Origin of the sequence: Staphylococcus sp. HMSC065D05 (assembly GCF_001813195.1) — a bacterium.
In the GTDB taxonomy this organism is placed as follows: Bacteria; Bacillota; Bacilli; order Staphylococcales; family Staphylococcaceae; genus Staphylococcus; species Staphylococcus epidermidis.
Genome location: NZ_KV811735.1, coordinates 28,576 through 49,010 on the forward strand (window position 1 = coordinate 28,576; position 20,435 = coordinate 49,010).

Sequence of the window (20,435 nt, forward strand, 5' to 3'; positions counted from 1 at the left end):
CGTCACCCTTCTGCTTTTAATTCAAATAACATATCTCTTAACTCTGTAGCTTTTTCGAAATCTAAATCTTTGGCTGCTTTTTTCATTTCTTTTTCTATATTTTCTATTGTTTTTTGACGTTCTTTCTTTGTCATTTTCTTAGGTAATTCAGTTTGTTGTTGTTGATTTGTTTCATCGCTCTCCACAGTAGCACTAATGACGTCGTGAATCTTTTTATTAATTGTTTTCGGCGTGATGCCATGTTCTTTGTTATGGGCAATTTGTATTTCTCTACGTCTTTGTGTTTCATCAATCGCATATTGCATGGAATCTGTAATTTTATCCGCATACATAATGACTTCTCCTTTGTCATTACGTGCTGCACGCCCAATAGTTTGAATAAGAGATCTATCAGAACGTAAGAAGCCTTCCTTATCCGCATCTAAAATTACAACCAAAGATACTTCAGGTATATCTATCCCCTCTCTCAGCAGATTGATCCCAACTATTGCGTCGTAAGTACCCATACGTAAATCTCGAATAATTTCTATTCGTTCTAATGTTTTAATTTCTGAGTGTAAATAATTAACTTTAATCCCGGCTTCTTTCATATATGTAGTTAAATCTTCACTCATTTTTTTAGTAAGTGTTGTCACAAGTACACGCTCATCTTTGTCAACGCGATCTTGGATTTCACTTAAAAGATCATCGATTTGATTCTCAGTTGGACGCACATCAATTTTAGGATCAAGTAAACCAGTAGGTCGTATAATTTGTTCAACCATTTCATCTGTATGTTCTAACTCATATGGGCCTGGTGTAGCTGAAACATAAACAAGTTGTTTTGTTTTTTCTTCAAATTCTTCAAATTTTAATGGTCGGTTATCCAACGCACTTGGCAAACGAAATCCATGGTCTATTAATACTTGTTTACGAGCTCTATCCCCATTGTACATACCACGAATTTGAGGTAACGTAACGTGTGACTCATCAATCATGACAAGCCAATCGTCTCCAAAATAATCAAGTAATGTATATGGTGTTGAACCTAATGGTCTTAAAGTTAAGTGAACAGAATAGTTTTCAATACCTGAACAAAAGCCCATTTCTCTCATCATTTCTAAATCATAGTTAGTACGTTGTTCTAACCTTTGTGCTTCTAATAATTTATTCTCATCACGTAATTCTTTTAGTCTCTCTTCTAATTCTTTTTCGATTCGTTGAATAGCTACTTTCATTTTCTCTTCACGAGTAACGAAGTGCGAAGCTGGGAAAATTGTAAAATGCTCACGTTCTCGAATTACTTCCCCAGTTAAATAGTTAACCTCTCTGATACGATCAATTTCATCACCAAAAAATTCTACGCGAATACACATTTCTTCTCTAGAAGCCGGGAATATTTCAACAACATCCCCACGCACTCTAAATGTACCACGTTGAAAATCTATGTCATTACGTGAGTATTGTACATCAACTAACTTTCTCAACAATTCGCTTCGTTCCATCTCCATACCAACACGTACACTAACAACCAAATTTTTATATTCTTCAGGATTACCTAAACCATAGATACAACTAACACTTGCAATAATAATGACATCATCACGTTCAAATAAAGAACTTGTAGCAGAATGTCGTAGTTGGTCAATTTCATCGTTAATGGAGGCGTCTTTTTCAATAAAGGTATCTGTTGAAGGCACATATGCTTCAGGTTGATAGTAGTCGTAATAACTAACGAAATATTCAACTCTATTTTCTGGGAAAAATTCTTTAAATTCACTATATAGTTGACCTGCTAATGTCTTGTTATGTGCAATAATAAGTGTAGGTTTACCAACCTCTTTAATTACGTTACTCATAGTAAAAGTTTTACCTGTCCCAGTTGCACCTAATAAGGTTTGATGACGTTTCCCTTCATTTACGCCATCCACAATTTTTTGTATCGCTTGTGGCTGATCACCTTGTGGCTCAAATTCAGACTTTAACTTAAATGGAACATGTTCTACCATTCCAAAATACGCCTCCTATTATTGTAATCATTTATAAAGATTTTACACATCTCGTATCAATTACTTTTTCATGAATATCATTTTCTATTTTAACAAATTCTAAAAGAACAATACAAACATTTGTTCGCTTGTGAAATTTAACATTTTTAATGCTTATTCTAAAACAAGAGCTCTAAGATGATTTCTAATGCAAGAAATTGTCTTAGAGCTTTATTTATCAGTAATGTATGCTGTGCGATGTTTTTTTAAAAAGTACGATCAAATACATATTATATACACACTGTACTTCAAAATCTTTCGCTTTTATATTCACAATGTATCAATTATTATGTTCTAGCAATTAAAATATTTACTAATTAATATTTAGTTATTAATGTTTACACCATGAATCACTTAATATTCAAAATAATATAAACATTAATTTAAAGTGAAAAATGAACAATAAATAATAATCCAACAATTTTTAAATTAAATCATAATCACTATAATTACAGTTTAAAGTAATAATAAATCAAAAAAACAAATACTTCAAAATTTTTGTTTGCATAAATACATCTTAAGAATCATTTTGGTTCTTATGAAATTCAAGTTGATCAATTATTAAATAACCAGCTAATAAACTTGTCACATCTATAAAAATAATCCATTCGTTGTGAAAGAATCCTTTATAAACTGATGCACCTATTATTATCAATGTGACTAATGTACCAATCCATTTACTTCTAGTCACCACACTAAACAGCACAACTAATATACAAGGAAAGAAGGCCGCACAAACATACCAAATCATTATCGTCACCCATTTCTTCTGCTTAGAATTGACATTGTTGTTTCACGTAATTCAGTTCGAGGAATAAAGTTTTCTGTGAGCATTTCAGGTATTACATTTTCAATAAAATCTTTTACAGATTCTAAGTGATCAAATTGTATAATAGTTTCTAAACTCATTTCATATATTTCAAAAAATAGTGGCTCAGGATTACGTTTTTGTATTTCTCCAAATGTTTCATACAATAAATCAATTTTATCAGCAACAGATAGAATTTGACCTTCTAGAGAATCATCCTTACCTTCTTGTAAACGTTCACGATACACGTGCTGATATTGTGTCGGTATCTCCTCTTTGATAAACGTATCTACCATTTCTTCTTCAACTTGGGAGAATAAATGTTTTAATTCCTTACTTGCGTATTTTACCGGTGTTTTGATATCACCTGTAAACACTTCAGCAAAGTCGTGGTTGAGTGACTTTTCATAGAGACTCTTCCAATCGATTTTATTTCCATGATATTCTTCGACAGTAGCTAAATATTGCGCAATTTTAGTTACTTTAAAAGAATGAGCAGCAACATTATGTTCAAAATATTTAAATTTACCTGGTAATCTTATTAATTTTTCTAAATCTGATAGTCTTTTAAAATATTGATGCATTCCCATAATAAGACACCTCCTTAATATTAAAATTAGTCTATATTCTTATTGTTATTATATCAATCAATATTATTATTGAAAGTAAATTATCATGTAAATCATTTCTATTTTATTATAAAAGAAAAAGTAGAATAATGAATTCATTTTGAACTCACTATTCTACTCTAATACGTAACTTATGGATAAAACATGTTGATATATATGAAGAAGTTGTTCTACCAACATAATTTTCAATTTAATTGTCTAGAACGTTTATATAACATAAGAGACAGTTATACGCGAAGTTCATTCACACCTTGAATATAAATAGTCATTTAGTGAATGTAATTATATACATTAGGATTGCTAATAGTTCTGTAAGATTTTACGTTAACGCCACCATTCCAGTTCATTTCCGAAACAGTTACAGAACCATTAGAATTGATTGATTCAACGACGCCAACATGTCCATAAGCGCCAGCTCCATTTTGCCCCGAACCACTTTGGAATACAGCACCAACCTCAGGTGTGTGATCTACATTAAAGCCAGCCTGATTAGCTGAATATACCCAGTTACTAGCGTTGCCCCATAGACTTCCAATAGGTTTTCCTAGCTCAGCGCGACGATCGAATGCATAATAAGTACATTGGCCAGTAGTGTATAAATTACCTGAGTTAGATACACTTCTTAGACCATTATAGGCGTTTAGCACAGAGTATGTATCAGTTGATTCACTGTTATAATTATCATAAGTAGTGTTGGATGTATCAGTTGATACATTATTATATCCTACTGGAATATAGTTAGTTTCATAATTTACGAATGTGTTTGTGTTATTAAATTGTTCAAATGCAGTTTCAGATACTACAATTTCATCTCCTGGAAAAATAAGAGGTTCTATACCAGGATTTAAAGCATAAAGTTCTTCTAAAGTAAGATGATGTTCTAAAGCAATTTTATATAAACTATCTCCAGGTTTTACAATGTAAATACCTAAATTTGATTGATTTGTAATTACATCACTCGTTGCATATGAGTCTAGTTGCGACGTCTCAGATTCTTGTGCGTTAGCTGCAGTGTTAATTGCAATAAAAGCTGCAATCGAACTTAACGTTACAGTTAGCGTTTTTTTCATCTAGTTGTCATTCCTTTGCTAGTTGATTATTAATTCACAAATTTAATATAGCACAATCAAATGAGGCTAAGGGTATTGTTATATTGATGTAATATAATAGTTAAAAAGAGCGTTTTTACACTAAGGGATAATTATCTACTCTACCAGTTCCTAACCTTATGATGTACAGGTCAAATTTAAGTCATTCTTGTCTGAGACTAAATTTACTTCGGTAACATTAGAAAATGCAGACTACATATAAAGTAAATATAGCTTTAAAAATTAACTCCCTATTTTGTCTGTTTTCTGTTTAATGAAAAATACGCATAATCATCGATAAATCAAATAATGATTATGCGTGTATCAATTACATGTCTTGTCGGTCCATTTCTTTTCTTAAATAAGCTTCTATGAATGGGCCTATTTCTCCATCCATAACAGCGTCTACTTTACCAGTTTCTTCATTCGTACGATGATCTTTAACCATTGAATATGGATGAAAGACGTAAGAACGAATCTGACTTCCCCATCCAATGTCTTTTTGTTCGCCACGAATTTCAGCCATTTCTTGCTCTTGCTCTTCTAACTTTAATTGATAAAGTTTGGACTTCAACATTTTCATTGCAGCTTCTCTATTTTTTATTTGAGATCGTTCATTTTGGTTGTTGACTACAATACCTGTAGGGTGATGTGTAATTCTAATTGCAGACTCAGTTTTGTTAATATGTTGTCCACCAGCGCCTGAAGCTCTAAAAGTATCCACTGTAATATCATCTGGGTTAATCTCAATTTCAATTTCATCATTATTAAAATCAGGAATAACATCACATGATGCAAAAGAAGTATGTCGTCTACCAGATGAATCGAAAGGTGAAATTCTAACTAAACGATGAACACCCTTTTCTGCCTTTAAATATCCATAAGCATTATGCCCTTTTATAAGTAATGTAACACTTTTAACGCCTGCTTCATCTCCTGGAAGATAATCAACTGTTTCAACTTTAAAGCCATTTTGTTCACAGTAACGTTGATACATCCTAAGAAGCATACTTGCCCAATCTTGTGATTCTGTACCGCCAGCACCGGGATGAAGCTCTAATATAGCATTATTGGCATCATGTGGTCCGTCGAGGAGTAATTGTAATTCATATTGATCAATTTGTTCTTCAAATTGTTGAACTTCCTCTTCTAATTCTTTCTTCATATCCTCATCATATTCTTCTTGTAATAACTCTCTCGTCGCACTCATATCATCAACAGCATTTGTCAGTTGATAATACCCATTTACTATAGATTTTAGTGCATTGTTCTTATCAATGATATCTTGTGCTTTAGTTTGATCATTCCAAAAATCAGGATCAGTCATCATTTCTTCATACTCTTGTATGTTGGTCTCTTTATTTTCTAAGTCAAAGAGACCCCCTAATTTGATTTAAGTGATTTTGATATTCTTCTAAATTTCGTTTAATCTCAGATAATTCCATTCATCTTCTCTCCTATTTAATCATACTATGTCATAATATTTATATCATACAGTATATGCCTATTTTTTAAAAATAAACGGCCATTTCATCTCTATATCATATTACTAAGCATTTAACTTACAAGCGATGTAAATAAAGACTGAGTCATTCATAATTAGATATGCCTCAGCCTTTAAATTTAAACTATTTTATTGATTACGCTTTTCCATGACAATTTTTATATTTTTTACCACTACCACATGGGCATGGATCATTTCTACCTACCTGATCACCTTTTACAATCGGTTGGGGCTTTGCTTTTTCTTTGCCATCTTCAGCAGTTACATGTTTTGCTTCACCAAAGCTTTTAGATTTTTCACGTTCTACATCATCTTCAAACTGAACCACTGATTTCAAGATATACTTACATGTATCTTCCTCGATATTTTGCATCATGATATCAAATAATTCATGACCTTCATTTTGATAATCACGAAGTGGGTTTTGTTGTGCATATGAACGTAAATGAATACCTTGACGCAATTGATCCATCGTATCAATATGATCAGTCCAATGTGTATCAATTGAACGTAATAAAATCATCCGCTCAAATTCACTCATTTGGTCTCCTAATGTTTCTTGTTGCTGTGCATACGCTTTTTCAATTTTAGACCACACAATTTCAAAAATATCTTCTGAATCTTTACCTTTAATTTCTGTATCTTGAAGATCTCCTTCTTGCAAGAACACATCATTAACGTAATTAATAAATGGCGTATAGTCCGGATTATCGTCTTCTTCATTAATAAAATGATTAATCGCACGTTGCAATGTAGAACGTAACATCGCGTTAACGACTTGAGAACTGTCTTCACTATCAATGATTTCATTACGCTCATTATAAATAATTTCACGTTGCTTACGTAAAACTTCATCATATTCTAGAATACGTTTACGCGCATCAAAGTTATTACCTTCTACTCGTTTTTGAGCTGATTCTACAGCACGAGATACCATTTTCGACTCGATTGGCGTCGAATCATCCATTCCTAAACGGTTCATCATTTTCTGTAAGCGTTCTGAACCAAAACGTACCATTAATTCATCTTGTAAAGATAGGTAAAAACGACTATCTCCTCTATCACCTTGGCGTCCTGAACGTCCACGTAATTGATCATCAATACGTCTTGATTCATGACGCTCAGTACCAATAACAGCAAGTCCACCTAACTCTTCAACACCATCACCAAGTTTAATATCTGTTCCACGTCCAGCCATATTTGTGGCAATTGTAACTGCACCTTTTTGCCCCGCGTTTGAAACGATTTCCGCTTCTCGCTCATGATTTTTAGCGTTTAATACGTCATGTCTGACACCACGTTTTTTTAGTAAATTTGAAATATATTCAGAAGTCTCAACAGCAACAGTACCTAGTAAGACGGGTTGCCCTTTTTTATGTTTTTCTACAACATCTTCAACTACCGCATCAAACTTACCTTTTTGACTAATATAAATTAAATCTGAATTATCTTTACGTTGAACAGGTTTGTTAGTTGGAATTTGAGTAACTGTCATATTATAGATATTACGAAATTCTTCCTCTTCGGTTTTCGCTGTACCAGTCATCCCCGCTAACTTATTATACATTCTGAAATAATTTTGGAAAGTAATGGATGCCATCGTTTTAGACTCATTTTGAATTGCTACGCCTTCTTTAGCTTCAATTGCTTGGTGTAAACCTTCAGAAAAACGACGTCCAGGCATTGTACGTCCAGTAAATTGGTCAACTATTAATACTTCACCGTCAACGACCATGTAATCAACATCGCGTTGCAATGTAACATGAGCTCTTAAAGCTGTATTAATATGACTAATCACTTCCACATTTTGAACATCATAAAGATTATCTACCTTGAACATACGTTCAGCTTTATCTGCACCTTGTTCTGTAAGATGTACAGCTTTGGTTTTTTCGTCATAGTTATAATCATCTTCAGCTTTAAGCATTTTTGCAAAAACATTTGCTTGAGTATATAAAGAAGTAGATTTTTCCGCTTCACCAGAAATAATTAAAGGCGTTCTTGCTTCGTCGATCAATATGGAATCGACCTCATCAATAATTGCAAAATGTAGAGGACGCATTACTCTCTCTTCAGCATAGTTCACCATATTATCTCTAAGATAATCAAACCCAAGTTCATTATTCGTACTATACGTGATGTCTTGTGCGTAAGCCTCACGTTTTTCTTCAGTTGACTTACTATTTAAGTTCAAACCTACAGTTAAGCCAAGATAGTTATATAGTTCAGCCATTTCTTCACTTTGTGAACTTGATAAATATTCATTGACTGTAATAACATGTACACCTCTACCGGCTAAAGCATTCAAATACGTCGGCATGGTTGCAGTCAATGTTTTCCCTTCACCTGTTCTCATTTCCGCAATATCACCTTTATGTATAGCAATACCACCCATTACTTGTACTTTATAAGGAATCATATTAAATACTCTCTTTGACCCCTCACGTACAAGTGCATAAGCTTCAGGTAAAATTTTATCTAAATAATCATTTTGTTTTTTTACATCTTCAATTTCTGCTAACTCTTTTTGAAAAGATTTTGTTTTTTCACGTATTTCTTCATCGGTTAATATCGCAGTATCTTCCTCTAAAGCAAGTACTTTATCTGCTAACTTACCTAATCTTTTAATTTCTTTTTTATTGCCGTCAACAATTTTCGATAAAAATCCCATTGCACGCGTCGCTCCTTTAACTAAAAACTGTTTGGCTTACAACAATTTATCTTATCATTTATATCGCTAAATTTATACTTATATACTCATGAAGTAATGCGTGTTAACTCAATATTTCACAACACTTCACTTTGATTCAACTAGCAACAGCCTCTTTTCTATAGACAATCATTTATATTGTAAAATGTCTATAGACACTTCAATTAACAATAATTTTATTTTAACACGTTGCAATCATTTTTTTCTCGCAATCAAACACGTTTTTAAAAAATAACGTAACGCAATACCTTTAACTAATATAGAAATTTAAAATCAAAGTTTAAATATAAATCGTCAAATCACACTAGCATATTTGTAAGCATACTGTCTATTAATTACTCATTTAGGTTGTGAATTCAAAATTTAAACAAACAAAATAAGCTGAGACACTTTTTAAGAATACGAACTCCAAAGCTTGATTAATGTCATATCTACTTTGAAGTGAACATATCAAAACAATGCCCCAGCCTATGTTTATTAACTTCTATATTTGTAGTCAAGCAAACTAAGAATACATATGTGTATTGGTAACCCTGATTCTATTAATCATTATTACCTTATTCAATAAACTGATAAGAATTCTTAATTCAACTTTGGCAATATTATAGTCTATAATATACAAGTCAATTTATTCAGTTGTTTCAATCAGACCGTATTTGCCATCTTTTCGTCTATAAACAATGCTCGTACCATCAGTTTCTCTATCGGTAAAAATAAAGAAATCATGTCCCAATAAATTCATTTGCAATACTGCTTCCTCAGAATCCATTGGTTTTAAGCTAAATTGTTTAGAACGAATAATTTCAATATCATTTTCACTTTCTATATCATCTGCTTGATTGTTTGCTGTAGACTCTTGTACTTCAGCAACAAAGATATCTTGATCTCCACGATCTCTATGTTTACGATTTACACGAGTTTTGTATTTACGTACTTGTCTTTCCAATTTGTTAGTAATTAAATCAATACCTGCATATAAATCATCATGTCTTTCTTCAGCTCTAAGAGTGACATCTTTTAAAGGAATTGTAACTTCAATTTTAGTTGTAGAATTAGAATAAGTTTTAACTCTAACATGTGCTACAGCATTTGGCACATTGTTAAAATATCTTTCTAATTTACCTACTTTCTCCTCAATATAGTTGCGAATTGCATCTGTGATAGTGAGGTTATCTCCATGAATTTCAAATCTAATCATAGTAATCTCTCCTTAAACCTCTATATTGATACTTCTTACCTATATTTTACCATGTTTATGTTATCGTGCAAACGCAAACACTTTGAATTTTCTGACTTTTTTATCGTACAATTTACACCCCGCGTGATGAATCGTTAACCCTGTTGTATAAATATCATCTATGAGTAGTATTACTTTCCCTTCGATATTTATCTCTTCATCTTTTATATAAAATGGATTAGAGGCTTTTGAACGTTCAACCTTTCCTAACTTTGACTGCTTAGGACGTATATGTGTACCTAATACATCTTGATATGAGATCCCCATTTTGTCTAAGACAGTGGTCACCGGATTAAATGTACGTTCAATGTCGCGTTCAATTGGAGAAGGAATTGGAACTATATAATCATATTGAGTTTGAGGTAAATCTAATCTTCTTGCCAATACTTCTGCTAAATAGAAGTCTCGCATAATCTTATATTGGTGTATGATTTCTTTCATCACACCATCATAACTATAATCACAAAACAATTGTTCCATTAAATAAAATGTTTTACTTAAAAATTGACAGTCATGACATTCGCCATCAGTAGAGATTTTGTTATTAAGACACTTAGGACACCTACCATCTTTATGAATTTTGGAGTTAAGCCATAATGTTTCACATCTTTCACAAAATATCTGAGGTGGTTTAAATAAGTTATAAATATGAATGGTCTCTTTAATAGTTTGATTGCACTGGATACATTTACGCATCAACCCATCCCCTTTTAATTGCCAAACGATTCATTGAAATAATGTTTCTTTTAGCTAAAACCATTGATAATGTAACACCTTCATGAAGAAATAAAACTAAGCCACTTGGAGACTGTTGTTTACGTCCTACGCGACCAGCAATTTGAATTAAAGCCTCTTGTTGAAAACTTCCTGCATCAACTACAACGACATCTAAGTGTGTCATGGTGAATCCTCTTTCTAAAATAGTTGTAGTGAATACAATTTTGTGTTGTCCTCGTCTTAAATCTTCAATTTTTTCAAATCGTAAATCATCTTCACTGTGAACGCAAATCAAATCAGCGATGTCCATTTTATACTGTTGATACGTTTTATTCATTATCTCTATATTATTAAAAAAGACCAAAGTAAAACGTTGTTGGTTAATTTGATTTCTAAATAAATTAAGTAATAAATTTTGTTTTCGTGTTGATTTTAATTTGAAATATTTGAACTTAGGAATAGGTAGAGGGTGTCGGTGAAAACGGGCTGGTAACTTAATTATTTTTTCTGGGGGGAATTGTTTTAAAAAATGACGCGGTGGTGTGGCCGTCATGAAAATATGTGAATGATTCAATTTTGAAGCAAGTTGTATTGCATTTGATAATTGTGGATCCATAGACAACGGAAAAGCATCTACCTCATCGACAAATACAGTATCAAAATGCTGTTTAAACCTCAATAATTGATGGATAGTAGCAATAACAAAATGACCATTATATTGCTGTCTACTGGATTGATGTAGCACATCTATACGTTCATCGATAAAAGCATCTTTAATTCGATGACTTATCTCAATAATAACGTCTACACGAGGTGATACGATGGCAATATTATGTCCAATTTGACGAGCTATCCTTATACCCTCAAACATCATTTCAGTTTTCCCTGCTCCTGTGACAGCATATAACAAGAGATCATTATTATTTTTTATAGCTTGAATGATAGCTTCTGAAGCGTATTGCTGTTGCTTTGATAATTCAAAGGGTAACTGATAATTCGCTTTTGTTGCTTTTTGAAAACTTTTTACGATACATATATCTGTAATACTATCCATTCTGCCTAGTTGAATGCATCGCCTACAGTATGTGATTTTTTTATTCAATATCGTTGAATTGTAAGTCACAAAATATTGCAAAGAAGTGTTTCCACATTGAATACAATACCAACGCTCACTGTCTTTTATAACACCTTTTGAAACTTGAGATACTAATTCATTTTCAAGTTGATGCGTTGGAGAAATCAGTCTGCCGTAATATTTAATTTTATTTCACTACTTTCAAAAAAGTCTGAAATACTCAAATAAGCGAACACAAGTGATATCTAATGATATTACCACTGTGTTCTTTCCTATCAAGCTTTCAGACTTTTGATTATATATTAATTAATGTCTATTCTTCTTGGGAAGTAACCCAATCCTAAACCGCCTGATCCTAAATGTGATGCTATCACTGGTCCAAATTCACAATACTGAATATGAACATTAGGATGATCTTCCTTTAATTGCTGAAGAAATGACTTTCCATCTTCTGTTTTATCACCGTTTATTACAAATACAGTCACATCTTCCAAGCCTTCTATTTCTTTAAAAATGTTTGTTTCTAAAGATTTTAGCGCACGTTTTTTTGTACGTACTTTTTCGTGTGGATGTATTTTACCATCTTCTTCAAAATGCAAGACAGGTTTCATTTTCAACAATGTACCTACCCAAGCTTGAGCTCCAGTGATACGACCACTTTTTTGTAAATTTTTTAAATCATCAACAATTAAGTATGCACCAATATGTTGTCTTATTTCAGTTAGTTCATTAATAATATCATCAGGTTTATATCCCTTTTGTACCAATTGAGCAGCGTAAATTGCAAAGCTACCTTCAATCATCGCAGCAAGACGGCTATCAAACGTATGTACTTGAATATCTTCAACCATTTCACCAGCTTGTGTTGCTGAAGGATAGCTTCCGCTTATACCACTTGATAAGTTAATCACGATGACATCAGTGTATCCTTGTTCTCTTAATCTTTCAAAATTCTCAATCCAATCGCCAATAGCAGGTTGGCTTGTTGTTGGTATAGTTTTAGATGAAGCCATTTTTTTATAAAAATCATCTACAGAAAAATCATCACTCTCAGTGAAATTCACTCCATCATCGAAAGTTACACTTAGTGAAGCGACTGGTATGTTATATTGATCTATTATATGTTGTGGTAAATAACTTGTAGAATCGGTCATAACTGCAATCTTCATCTTAATACTTATCCTCCTCAATTATACTCATAGTCATGATACAATAATTTTTAAAAAAAGAAAATATCATCGTAATAATTTAGAACCTATCTTGTTACGTGTATAATAATGTTAGAAAACTGAATTGTAGGTGGCAAAAATAAGATGGATAAATCCATAATTACTATTAAACAAGCACATTCAATTGAAAATGTGATAAGTAAATCACGCTTTATAGCATATATTAAGCCTGTTTCGACTGAAAATGAAGCAAAAGCTTTTATAGATGAAATTAAAATAAAGCATAAAGATGCAACTCATAATTGCTCAGCCTATACTGTCGGACCGGAGATGAATATTCAAAAAGCAAACGACGATGGCGAACCAAGTGGAACAGCCGGCATCCCAATGCTTGAGATACTGAAAAAATTAGAGATACACAATGTTTGCGTCGTCGTGACACGCTACTTCGGTGGTATCAAATTAGGTGCAGGCGGTCTTATTAGGGCATATAGTGGCGCCGTGCGTGACGTGATATATGATATGGGTAGAGTCGAATTAAGAGAAGCTATTCCAGTAACCGTTACGTTAGATTATGATCAGACAGGAAAATTTGAATATGAACTTGCCTCTACCACATTCTTATTAAGAGAACAATTTTATACCGATAAAGTAAGTTATCAAATTGACGTAGTAAAAAATGAATATGATACTTTTATAGACTTTTTAAATCGAATTACTTCCGGAAATTATGATTTGAAACAAGAAGACATTAAACTATTACCTTTTGATATTGAAACCAATTAAATAAAAAACACTATGTAAGTTAAAGCAACGCGTGCTTATGACCTACATAGTGTTTTTTATTATGAACGATGATGTTCATCATAATGATGTGGCTTGCCATTCCCTTTTTTTGTAATTAAATTTAATATTGGTCGATAATTATCATCTATTAATCCAGTAAATTCAACGATCAACTCAATCGTAAAGACAATGAGAATGAACATCATAAGTGCACCCAAAGGTTGGGACAAATAGAGGATAACACTAGATAAACTAAACATAATCGCTATTGAATAAATAAGTAAAACGGTTTGTCTATGGGTATATCCTAAAGCAAGTAATTTATGATGTAAATGTGACTTGTCTGCTTGCATTATATGTTGTCCTTTTTTCATTCGACGAATCATTGCAAACAATGTATCAATAAATGGCACTGCTAATATAACAATAGGAAAGAATAAAGCAATAAATGTGATGTTTTTAAAGCCGAGTAATGATAAGAAACCGATAATAAATCCTATCATTAATGCGCCACTATCACCTAGGAAAATTTTCGCTGGGTGAAAGTTATAAAACAAGAAACCAAGTAAAGACCCTAAAAGTACACAACAAATCATGATAATAAATATGTTCGCTTGTAAAATAGCGATGAATCCAATAGTCATTAATGCCAATGCTGAGACGCCTGAGGCAAGTCCATCAAGTCCGTCGATAAGATTAATAGCATTGGTAATTGCTACAATCCATATTACTGTAATAGGAATACTAAATATGCCAAAATGAATCGTTGGTCCAATTGGCAATGAAATAAAGTCTATTGTAATTCCATAAAACGTAACAATTAAAGCTGCAACAATTTGACCTGCTAACTTTAAATAAGGTCTTAGATCGTAAATATCATCAATCAATCCAACCATATACATTGTAATTGCACCTAATATAAGCGGTTTAACCTCACGTTCAATAGGGTGTCCGAGCCAAATCCCTATTAAGAAAGAAAATAAAATGACCGTTCCTCCCATCACTGAGATAGGTTTCGTATGTACTTTTCTGAAATTAGGACGATCTACTAAATCTAATTTTTTTGATATTACAATAATAATGGGTGTAATTATTAAACTGACTATCATAGTAAAAGCTATAAGTAATAGTGTATACATCAGTTCACCTTCATTGAATAAGTTGTACCTCACGCTATGTAAAATTTGTTATCTATCATTTTTAATGCAATATTTATATGCGCAAATATTTATCAACCATAAATGTCGTTTTCATTGAACTAAAATCATAAATATCCATGTTACATAGCTATTGTCTAAATTACAAAGATTAACCTTTACATTATCTTTGTATTGTCTATACATTTTTTTAATCATACCATTTAAGTGCTTATTTTAACATTAAATACCATTGTTTGTGTGTAATTTCTGTTGCTAGATGATGACAAATTGTAAGTTTTCACTTACAATAGCTAATGGTTAAAAAAGGAGTCGGTATGGAAATGTTTGAAGCTATCATATATAACATATCTGTCATGGTGGCAGGAATATATTTATTTCATAGGTTACAATATTCTGAAAATAAAAGAATGATTTTTTCTAAAGAATATGTAACTGTACTAATGACATTCGTTTCTTTACTTTTAGCGGCATACCCTATCCCGTTTCAGAACGAATACCTCGTTCATTTAACATTTGTACCTCTTTTGTTTTTAGGACGTTATACCAACATGATATATACACTCACGGCTGCTTTTATCGTATCTTTAGTCGATGTATTTATCTTTGGAAACTCAATTATTTATGGTATTACATTAATCGTTATTGCAGGTATTGTCAGTGCAGTTGGACCATTTTTAAAGCAAAACGATATCATTTCTTTACTTATTTTAAATTTGATTAGCATTGTCATTTTGTTATTTTTAGCATTATTAAGTCCTATTTATGAACTCGTAGAGATTTTAGTGCTTATCCCTATTTCATTTATTATTACAATTGCTTCAGCAATAACATTCGTTGATATATGGCACTTTTTCTCTTTAGTCAATCGTTATGAAAATGAAGATAAATACGATTATCTTACAGGTCTAGGTAATGTAAAAGAATTTGATAGACACTTAAATGAGGTCTCAAGTAAAGCTGAAGAAAAGAAACAAAGTTTAGCCTTACTTCTCATTGATATCGATGGCTTTAAAGATGTAAACGATCATTATTCACATCAATCAGGAGATGCTGTTCTCAAACAAATGTCTCAACTATTAAAAAACTATGTTCCAAACCAGTTCAAAATCTTTAGAAACGGTGGCGAAGAATTTTCTGTTGTAATCAGAGATTACACACTAGATCAAAGCGTGAAATTAGCAGAAAATATTCGAAGCGGTGTTGAAAAATCTTCTTTCCACCTACCAAACAAAGAAGTAATCAAGCTATCAGTTTCAATTGGTGTTGGATACTTAACTCAAGATGATCGTAAATCTCAACGTAAAGTATTTAAAGATGCTGATGATATGGTACATGTGGCTAAAAGTGAAGGAAGAAATAAAGTCATGTTTAATCCTATTGTCAAATTATAATCAATCTAAATGCTATGTTAACTGCTACGTAAAAAAATCATTAAAGCGTATACAGTTATGCATAGCATTTTTTTACTATTTTTAATTAGTATTGAAAATGTTATTAAAATCAAGCTCTCTATTGAAACTTAAGTCTTCAAGTTGTAAACTTCAATTGTTCATAAAAATATTAAATAGCTTCGGAGGTGATGAGATATGTCAGATTCAATCACTATCATTGATGAAAATAAAGTAATTGATGTAGTCTTAATTGCTGGGCGAATCTTACTTGAAGCAGGCGCTGAAACATATCGAATTGAGGATACAATGAATCGTATTGCCCATAGTTATGGTTTACATGATACATACAGTTTTGTGACATCAACTGCAATTATTTTCTCATTAAATGATCGTACTAGTACGAGATTGATTCGTATTCGCGAGCGTACAACCGACCTTGAGAAAATTGCTTTAACCAATAGCCTATCTCGTAAAATTTCGAGTAAGCAACTTACAATTGACGAAGCAAAAAACGAGTTACTGCAACTTAAACGTGCGTCTCTTCAGTTTTCTTTCTTAACAAATCTCATTGCTGCCTTTGTAGCTTGTGGTTTTTTCTTATTCATGTTTGGTGGCGTAGCTTCCGACGCTTGGATTGCATGTCTAGCGGGTGGCATAGCTTTTTTAACGTTTAGTTTCGTGCAAAAGTATATACAAATTAAATTCTTTTCAGAGTTTGTGGCATCTGCTGTTGTTATTAGCATTGCAGCAATATTCACTAAACTAGGTATAGCTAAAAATCAAGACATTATTACTATTGCAAGTGTCATGCCTCTCGTTCCTGGTATTTTGATTACTAACGCTATTCGTGACTTACTTGCCGGAGAGTTACTTGCTGGTATGTCACGTGGTGTTGAAGCTGCTTTAACTGCATTTGCTATTGGTGCAGGCGTAGCTATTGTATTACTATTATTATAAGAAAGGCTGTTAGTTATGTTTATTTATCTGTTTCACTTTATCATTAGTTTCATTGCCACAGTCCTTTTTTCAATTATATTTAATGCACCTAAAAAATTGCTGTTAGCTTGTGGATTTGTTGGAGCTGTTGCTTGGACAATATATCAGATGACAGTAGGTATGGATTTAGGTAAAGTTGGCGCTTCATTTTTAGGAAGTCTAATATTAGGATTAATGAGTCATACAATGAGTAGACGGTACAAGCAACCTGTTATTATATTTATCGTCCCCGGCATTATACCTCTCGTTCCAGGTGGCGCAGCATATGAAGCTACAAGATTTTTAGTATCAAATGATTACACGAATGCAGTTAATACTTTTTTAGAGGTAACACTCATTTCTGGTGCAATTGCATTCGGTATACTTGTATCTGAAATCGTCTATTACATTTATTCACGCATCAAGCAATATTATGGTAAAATCAAGGGTAAAACTTATAAAAAATCCTATAATATGAATAATAGAGTATAAATCTAAGGGGATGAACTCGTATGAAGAAACAAATTATCGAAAGATTAACGAGATATGTAAAAATTGATACACAATCTAATCCTGATTCCAAGACTACTCCATCTACGAATAAACAGTGGGATTTATTAAATCTATTGGAAGAAGAGCTTCAATCATTAGGGCTTAAAACAGACATGGATGAACATGGTTACTTATTTGCTACACTCGAAAGCAATATTAATTATAATGTACCTACTGTCGGTTTTTTAGCACATGTAGACACTTCACCAGATTTCAATGCTTCTCATGTAAATCCGCATATCATTGAAGCCTATAATGGGCAACCTATCAAACTTGGTGAATCTCAGCGTATCTTAGATCCTGATGTTTTTCCTGAATTAAATAAAGTTGTGGGGCATACACTAATGGTGACAGATGGTACATCTCTACTAGGCGCCGATGATAAAGCAGGTGTTGTGGAAATAATGGAAGGGATAAAGTATTTAATTGATCATCCTGAAATTAAACACGGTACAATTCGAGTAGGCTTTACACCTGATGAAGAAATTGGACGAGGCCCGCATCAATTTGATGTTAGTCGATTTAATGCAGATTTTGCATATACAATGGATGGCAGTCAATTAGGAGAACTACAATTCGAAAGTTTCAATGCAGCAGAAGTAACTGTCACTTGTCACGGTGTTAACGTTCATCCAGGTTCAGCTAAAAATGCCATGGTTAATGCAATTAGTTTAGGTCAACAGTTTAATAGTTTACTTCCTTCACATGAAGTACCTGAAAGAACTGAAGGATACGAAGGGTTCTATCATTTAATGAATTTTACAGGTAATGTTGAAAAAGCAACTCTACAATATATTATTCGCGACCATGATAAAGAGCAGTTTGAGCTACGTAAAAAACGCATGATGGAAATTCGTGATGATATTAATGTTCATTATAATCATTTTCCAATTAAAGTAGATGTACATGACCAATATTTTAACATGGCCGAAAAAATTAAACCTTTGAAACACATCATAGATATACCTAAACGTGTCTTTGACGCTTTAGACATCGTACCTAACACTGAACCTATTCGAGGCGGTACAGATGGATCACAGTTATCTTTTATGGGGTTACCTACACCTAATATTTTTACGGGGTGTGGCAATTTCCACGGTCCTTTTGAATACGCTTCTATCGATGTAATGGAAAAAGCTGTTCATGTTGTCGTTGGTATTGCTCAAGAAGTAGCAAACAGCCATCAATCTTATAAATAACATAAAAAGCCATTGTCAGTATGTAGCTCTAAAAGCTACTCTTACTGTCAATGGCTTTTAAATTGAATGTGTATAAAAACTTTTTTTAATATTAGGATGAAAGCGGTAAGTTTATTTGCGTTTTCAATAATTTTAGTGCTTGTACTGTGTAATGTCTGATTTGAATACCCATCTTAAAATCTGTATATGAATCAGGCATATCAATAAATGTATTAAACATTGCTATAACATTCAACGATTCAAACAAATCAAATTTATCATTTGTAGCACAAATTGCAATAGCTGGCTTGTTGTATTGTTGGGTAAGTTCTGCTATACGTATTGTTGTAGTCTCTAGAATTTGATCTTCTTCTTTCAAACCTTCTCCGAAAATAATAAGATCTGCCTGTTGAATTAAGTTTTCTAAATGTGTGATTTGATTCACTAATTCATGGCTTGTTAAAATCTCAGCTTGATAGAGACTATTTAATACAGCTGCTATACCACCTCCAGCACCACCGCGCTCGATTGGTCCCATTGCTATTTTCAATTCATTCTTAAATAATTCACTAAAATACCAAATTAAATTATCTATCTCGGCTGCTTCATTTTGAGACAGATCTAATGAATCGTATGTTTGCATGATTTCACTTTTTTTCCCATACAACCGACTTGAGAAATCTGACATTAATTGAATGTTTACCTTCGCTAATTGTGGATGAACACCTGATAAATCAATACGTCTAATATATTTTATTAAATCTGCACCTTTCCTCATATCGACAATTTGTGCTTCATCATCATAAAATCTTGCACCCAATGCTTGCAACATGCCTGCACCGCCATCAAAACTTCCTATTCCACCTAAAGAGATAACAAGATGTTCTGTATGATTGTCCAATGCTGCTTTTATAACCTCTCCCAAACCGTAACTTGATCGATGTTGAATAGGTTTTTTGCCATTTAAAAATAAGTGCCCTTCGATAATAGTCATACCACTATCCGTTTGTCCATATATTGCTTCGGTTTCTTTCATGTCAGCATCATGCGCACTCACACGATATTTATTTCCTGATTGCCAAAGAAAGACTGAATCTAATAATTCGTGACGACCGTTAAATAGTGGAACTTGAACGATATCTGCATCTTCAATTTGACTTGCTACCGCTTCTTCAACATATCTATTAGCTTGGTAACTAGAAATAATTTCATTAAATTCGTCCATGGCTACTAAAACTTTCATTGTCTTAACCACCTTATTTTTCTCTTTTCCAAAAATTATTTTAAACATACTAAAGGATGTATGAGAATAATCTATAAATCTAAGTAACAATGATTTGACATTAAAGAAATAACATATCTTCTGCATGTTCTTTATTATGTCCATTAATTATACTTATTATCACATTATACATAACTATTTTAAAAT

The 20,435-nt window shown here is 32.5% G+C and carries 17 protein-coding genes; 5 read left to right on the top strand and 12 right to left on the bottom strand.

Annotation, left to right across the window (positions count from 1 at the left end; all coding sequences use genetic code 11):
* Window positions 1–2: 2 nt before the first annotated feature.
* The 10 genes from uvrB to fakB1 form a co-directional block, all read right to left on the bottom strand.
* On the bottom strand, window positions 3–1,988 hold the full coding sequence (uvrB, locus tag HMPREF2897_RS03015; RefSeq protein WP_002445948.1) for an excinuclease ABC subunit UvrB: 1,986 nt from the start codon (window positions 1,986–1,988) through the stop codon (window positions 3–5).
* A gap of 556 nt (window positions 1,989–2,544) precedes the next feature.
* Window positions 2,545–2,778, bottom strand: coding sequence for a CsbA family protein (locus HMPREF2897_RS03020; protein ID WP_002445947.1), 234 nt, complete (start codon window positions 2,776–2,778; stop codon window positions 2,545–2,547).
* 5 nt (window positions 2,779–2,783) lie between these two features.
* Entirely contained in the window at window positions 2,784–3,425 is a 642-nt protein-coding gene (locus tag HMPREF2897_RS03025; protein WP_070592648.1) for a YfbR-like 5'-deoxynucleotidase, read from the bottom strand.
* Between the two features lie 308 nt (window positions 3,426–3,733).
* Window positions 3,734–4,534, bottom strand: a complete 801-nt coding sequence (locus HMPREF2897_RS03030) for a COG3942 and LysM peptidoglycan-binding domain-containing protein (RefSeq protein WP_070592651.1) — start codon at window positions 4,532–4,534, stop codon at window positions 3,734–3,736.
* A gap of 346 nt (window positions 4,535–4,880) precedes the next feature.
* Window positions 4,881–5,997, bottom strand: a protein-coding gene (gene prfB / locus HMPREF2897_RS03035; RefSeq protein ID WP_141751279.1) for a peptide chain release factor 2 whose coding sequence is annotated in 2 segments (ribosomal slippage) — window positions 4,881–5,924 and window positions 5,926–5,997 — 1,116 coding nt in all. Because the reading frame shifts where the segments join, the coding sequence is not laid out codon by codon here.
* Between the two features lie 195 nt (window positions 5,998–6,192).
* Complete coding sequence (gene secA, locus HMPREF2897_RS03040) at window positions 6,193–8,727, bottom strand: preprotein translocase subunit SecA (RefSeq protein WP_002476191.1); 2,535 nt, start codon at window positions 8,725–8,727, stop codon at window positions 6,193–6,195.
* A 667-nt stretch (window positions 8,728–9,394) separates the two neighbouring features.
* Window positions 9,395–9,964: a ribosome hibernation-promoting factor, HPF/YfiA family gene (gene hpf, locus HMPREF2897_RS03045; protein ID WP_002445942.1), complete on the bottom strand. Its 570-nt coding sequence runs from the start codon at window positions 9,962–9,964 to the stop codon at window positions 9,395–9,397.
* Window positions 9,965–10,024: 60 nt separating this feature from the next.
* Entirely contained in the window at window positions 10,025–10,699 is a 675-nt protein-coding gene (locus tag HMPREF2897_RS03050) for a ComF family protein (protein ID WP_070592653.1), read from the bottom strand.
* A complete protein-coding gene (locus tag HMPREF2897_RS03055; RefSeq protein ID WP_070592654.1) occupies window positions 10,692–11,774 on the bottom strand; it encodes a DEAD/DEAH box helicase family protein in 1,083 nt (360 codons plus the stop codon). Before HMPREF2897_RS03055 ends, HMPREF2897_RS03050 begins: the two co-directional genes overlap by 8 nt.
* Window positions 11,775–12,097: 323 nt before the next feature.
* Window positions 12,098–12,964, bottom strand: coding sequence for a fatty acid kinase binding subunit FakB1 (gene fakB1 / locus HMPREF2897_RS03060; RefSeq protein WP_002445939.1), 867 nt, complete (start codon window positions 12,962–12,964; stop codon window positions 12,098–12,100).
* A gap of 144 nt (window positions 12,965–13,108) precedes the next feature.
* Here fakB1 and HMPREF2897_RS03065 point away from each other — a divergent pair, with 144 nt between their 5' ends.
* A complete protein-coding gene (locus tag HMPREF2897_RS03065; protein ID WP_002445938.1) occupies window positions 13,109–13,750 on the top strand; it encodes a YigZ family protein in 642 nt (213 codons plus the stop codon).
* A 59-nt stretch (window positions 13,751–13,809) separates the two neighbouring features.
* Here the strand turns inward: HMPREF2897_RS03065 and HMPREF2897_RS03070 are convergent, their stop codons facing one another.
* The gene (locus tag HMPREF2897_RS03070; protein WP_002457593.1) at window positions 13,810–14,889 is read right to left on the bottom strand and encodes a glycosyltransferase family 4 protein; all 1,080 of its coding nucleotides are present in this window, start codon (window positions 14,887–14,889) and stop codon (window positions 13,810–13,812) included.
* Between the two features lie 341 nt (window positions 14,890–15,230).
* Between HMPREF2897_RS03070 and HMPREF2897_RS03075 the strand changes: the two genes are divergently transcribed.
* From HMPREF2897_RS03075 to pepT, 4 genes are all read left to right on the top strand, one after another.
* Window positions 15,231–16,301, top strand: a complete 1,071-nt coding sequence (locus tag HMPREF2897_RS03075) for a GGDEF domain-containing protein GdpS (RefSeq protein ID WP_002457594.1) — start codon at window positions 15,231–15,233, stop codon at window positions 16,299–16,301.
* A 195-nt stretch (window positions 16,302–16,496) separates the two neighbouring features.
* The gene (locus tag HMPREF2897_RS03080) at window positions 16,497–17,258 is read left to right on the top strand and encodes a threonine/serine exporter family protein (RefSeq protein WP_002445935.1); all 762 of its coding nucleotides are present in this window, start codon (window positions 16,497–16,499) and stop codon (window positions 17,256–17,258) included.
* Window positions 17,259–17,273: 15 nt separating this feature from the next.
* On the top strand, window positions 17,274–17,768 hold the full coding sequence (locus HMPREF2897_RS03085) for a threonine/serine exporter family protein (RefSeq protein WP_002445934.1): 495 nt from the start codon (window positions 17,274–17,276) through the stop codon (window positions 17,766–17,768).
* A gap of 20 nt (window positions 17,769–17,788) precedes the next feature.
* Window positions 17,789–19,027 carry a peptidase T gene (gene pepT / locus HMPREF2897_RS03090; RefSeq protein WP_002499906.1) on the top strand — a complete coding sequence of 413 codons (1,239 nt, stop codon included), beginning with the start codon at window positions 17,789–17,791 and terminating at the stop codon, window positions 19,025–19,027.
* A 91-nt stretch (window positions 19,028–19,118) separates the two neighbouring features.
* Here the strand turns inward: pepT and HMPREF2897_RS03095 are convergent, their stop codons facing one another.
* Window positions 19,119–20,249: a glycerate kinase gene (locus HMPREF2897_RS03095; RefSeq protein ID WP_070592656.1), complete on the bottom strand. Its 1,131-nt coding sequence runs from the start codon at window positions 20,247–20,249 to the stop codon at window positions 19,119–19,121.
* Between the last annotated feature and the right edge of the window lie 186 nt (window positions 20,250–20,435).

Bases quoted from the DNA above. Each gene is read 5' to 3' on its own strand.
- uvrB (WP_002445948.1), bottom strand. From the start codon at position 1,988: ATGGTAGAACATGTTCCATTTAAGTTAAAGTCTGAATTTGAGCCACAA.
- HMPREF2897_RS03020 (WP_002445947.1), bottom strand. From the start codon at position 2,778: ATGATTTGGTATGTTTGTGCGGCCTTCTTTCCTTGTATATTAGTTGTG.
- HMPREF2897_RS03025 (WP_070592648.1), bottom strand. From the start codon at position 3,425: ATGGGAATGCATCAATATTTTAAAAGACTATCAGATTTAGAAAAATTA.
- HMPREF2897_RS03030 (WP_070592651.1), bottom strand. From the start codon at position 4,534: ATGAAAAAAACGCTAACTGTAACGTTAAGTTCGATTGCAGCTTTTATT.
- secA (WP_002476191.1), bottom strand. From the start codon at position 8,727: ATGGGATTTTTATCGAAAATTGTTGACGGCAATAAAAAAGAAATTAAA.
- hpf (WP_002445942.1), bottom strand. From the start codon at position 9,964: ATGATTAGATTTGAAATTCATGGAGATAACCTCACTATCACAGATGCA.
- HMPREF2897_RS03050 (WP_070592653.1), bottom strand. From the start codon at position 10,699: ATGCGTAAATGTATCCAGTGCAATCAAACTATTAAAGAGACCATTCAT.
- HMPREF2897_RS03055 (WP_070592654.1), bottom strand. From the start codon at position 11,774: ATGGATAGTATTACAGATATATGTATCGTAAAAAGTTTTCAAAAAGCA.
- fakB1 (WP_002445939.1), bottom strand. From the start codon at position 12,964: ATGAAGATTGCAGTTATGACCGATTCTACAAGTTATTTACCACAACAT.
- HMPREF2897_RS03065 (WP_002445938.1), top strand. From the start codon at position 13,109: ATGGATAAATCCATAATTACTATTAAACAAGCACATTCAATTGAAAAT.
- HMPREF2897_RS03070 (WP_002457593.1), bottom strand. From the start codon at position 14,889: ATGTATACACTATTACTTATAGCTTTTACTATGATAGTCAGTTTAATA.
- HMPREF2897_RS03075 (WP_002457594.1), top strand. From the start codon at position 15,231: ATGTTTGAAGCTATCATATATAACATATCTGTCATGGTGGCAGGAATA.
- HMPREF2897_RS03080 (WP_002445935.1), top strand. From the start codon at position 16,497: ATGTCAGATTCAATCACTATCATTGATGAAAATAAAGTAATTGATGTA.
- HMPREF2897_RS03085 (WP_002445934.1), top strand. From the start codon at position 17,274: ATGTTTATTTATCTGTTTCACTTTATCATTAGTTTCATTGCCACAGTC.
- pepT (WP_002499906.1), top strand. From the start codon at position 17,789: ATGAAGAAACAAATTATCGAAAGATTAACGAGATATGTAAAAATTGAT.
- HMPREF2897_RS03095 (WP_070592656.1), bottom strand. From the start codon at position 20,249: ATGAAAGTTTTAGTAGCCATGGACGAATTTAATGAAATTATTTCTAGT.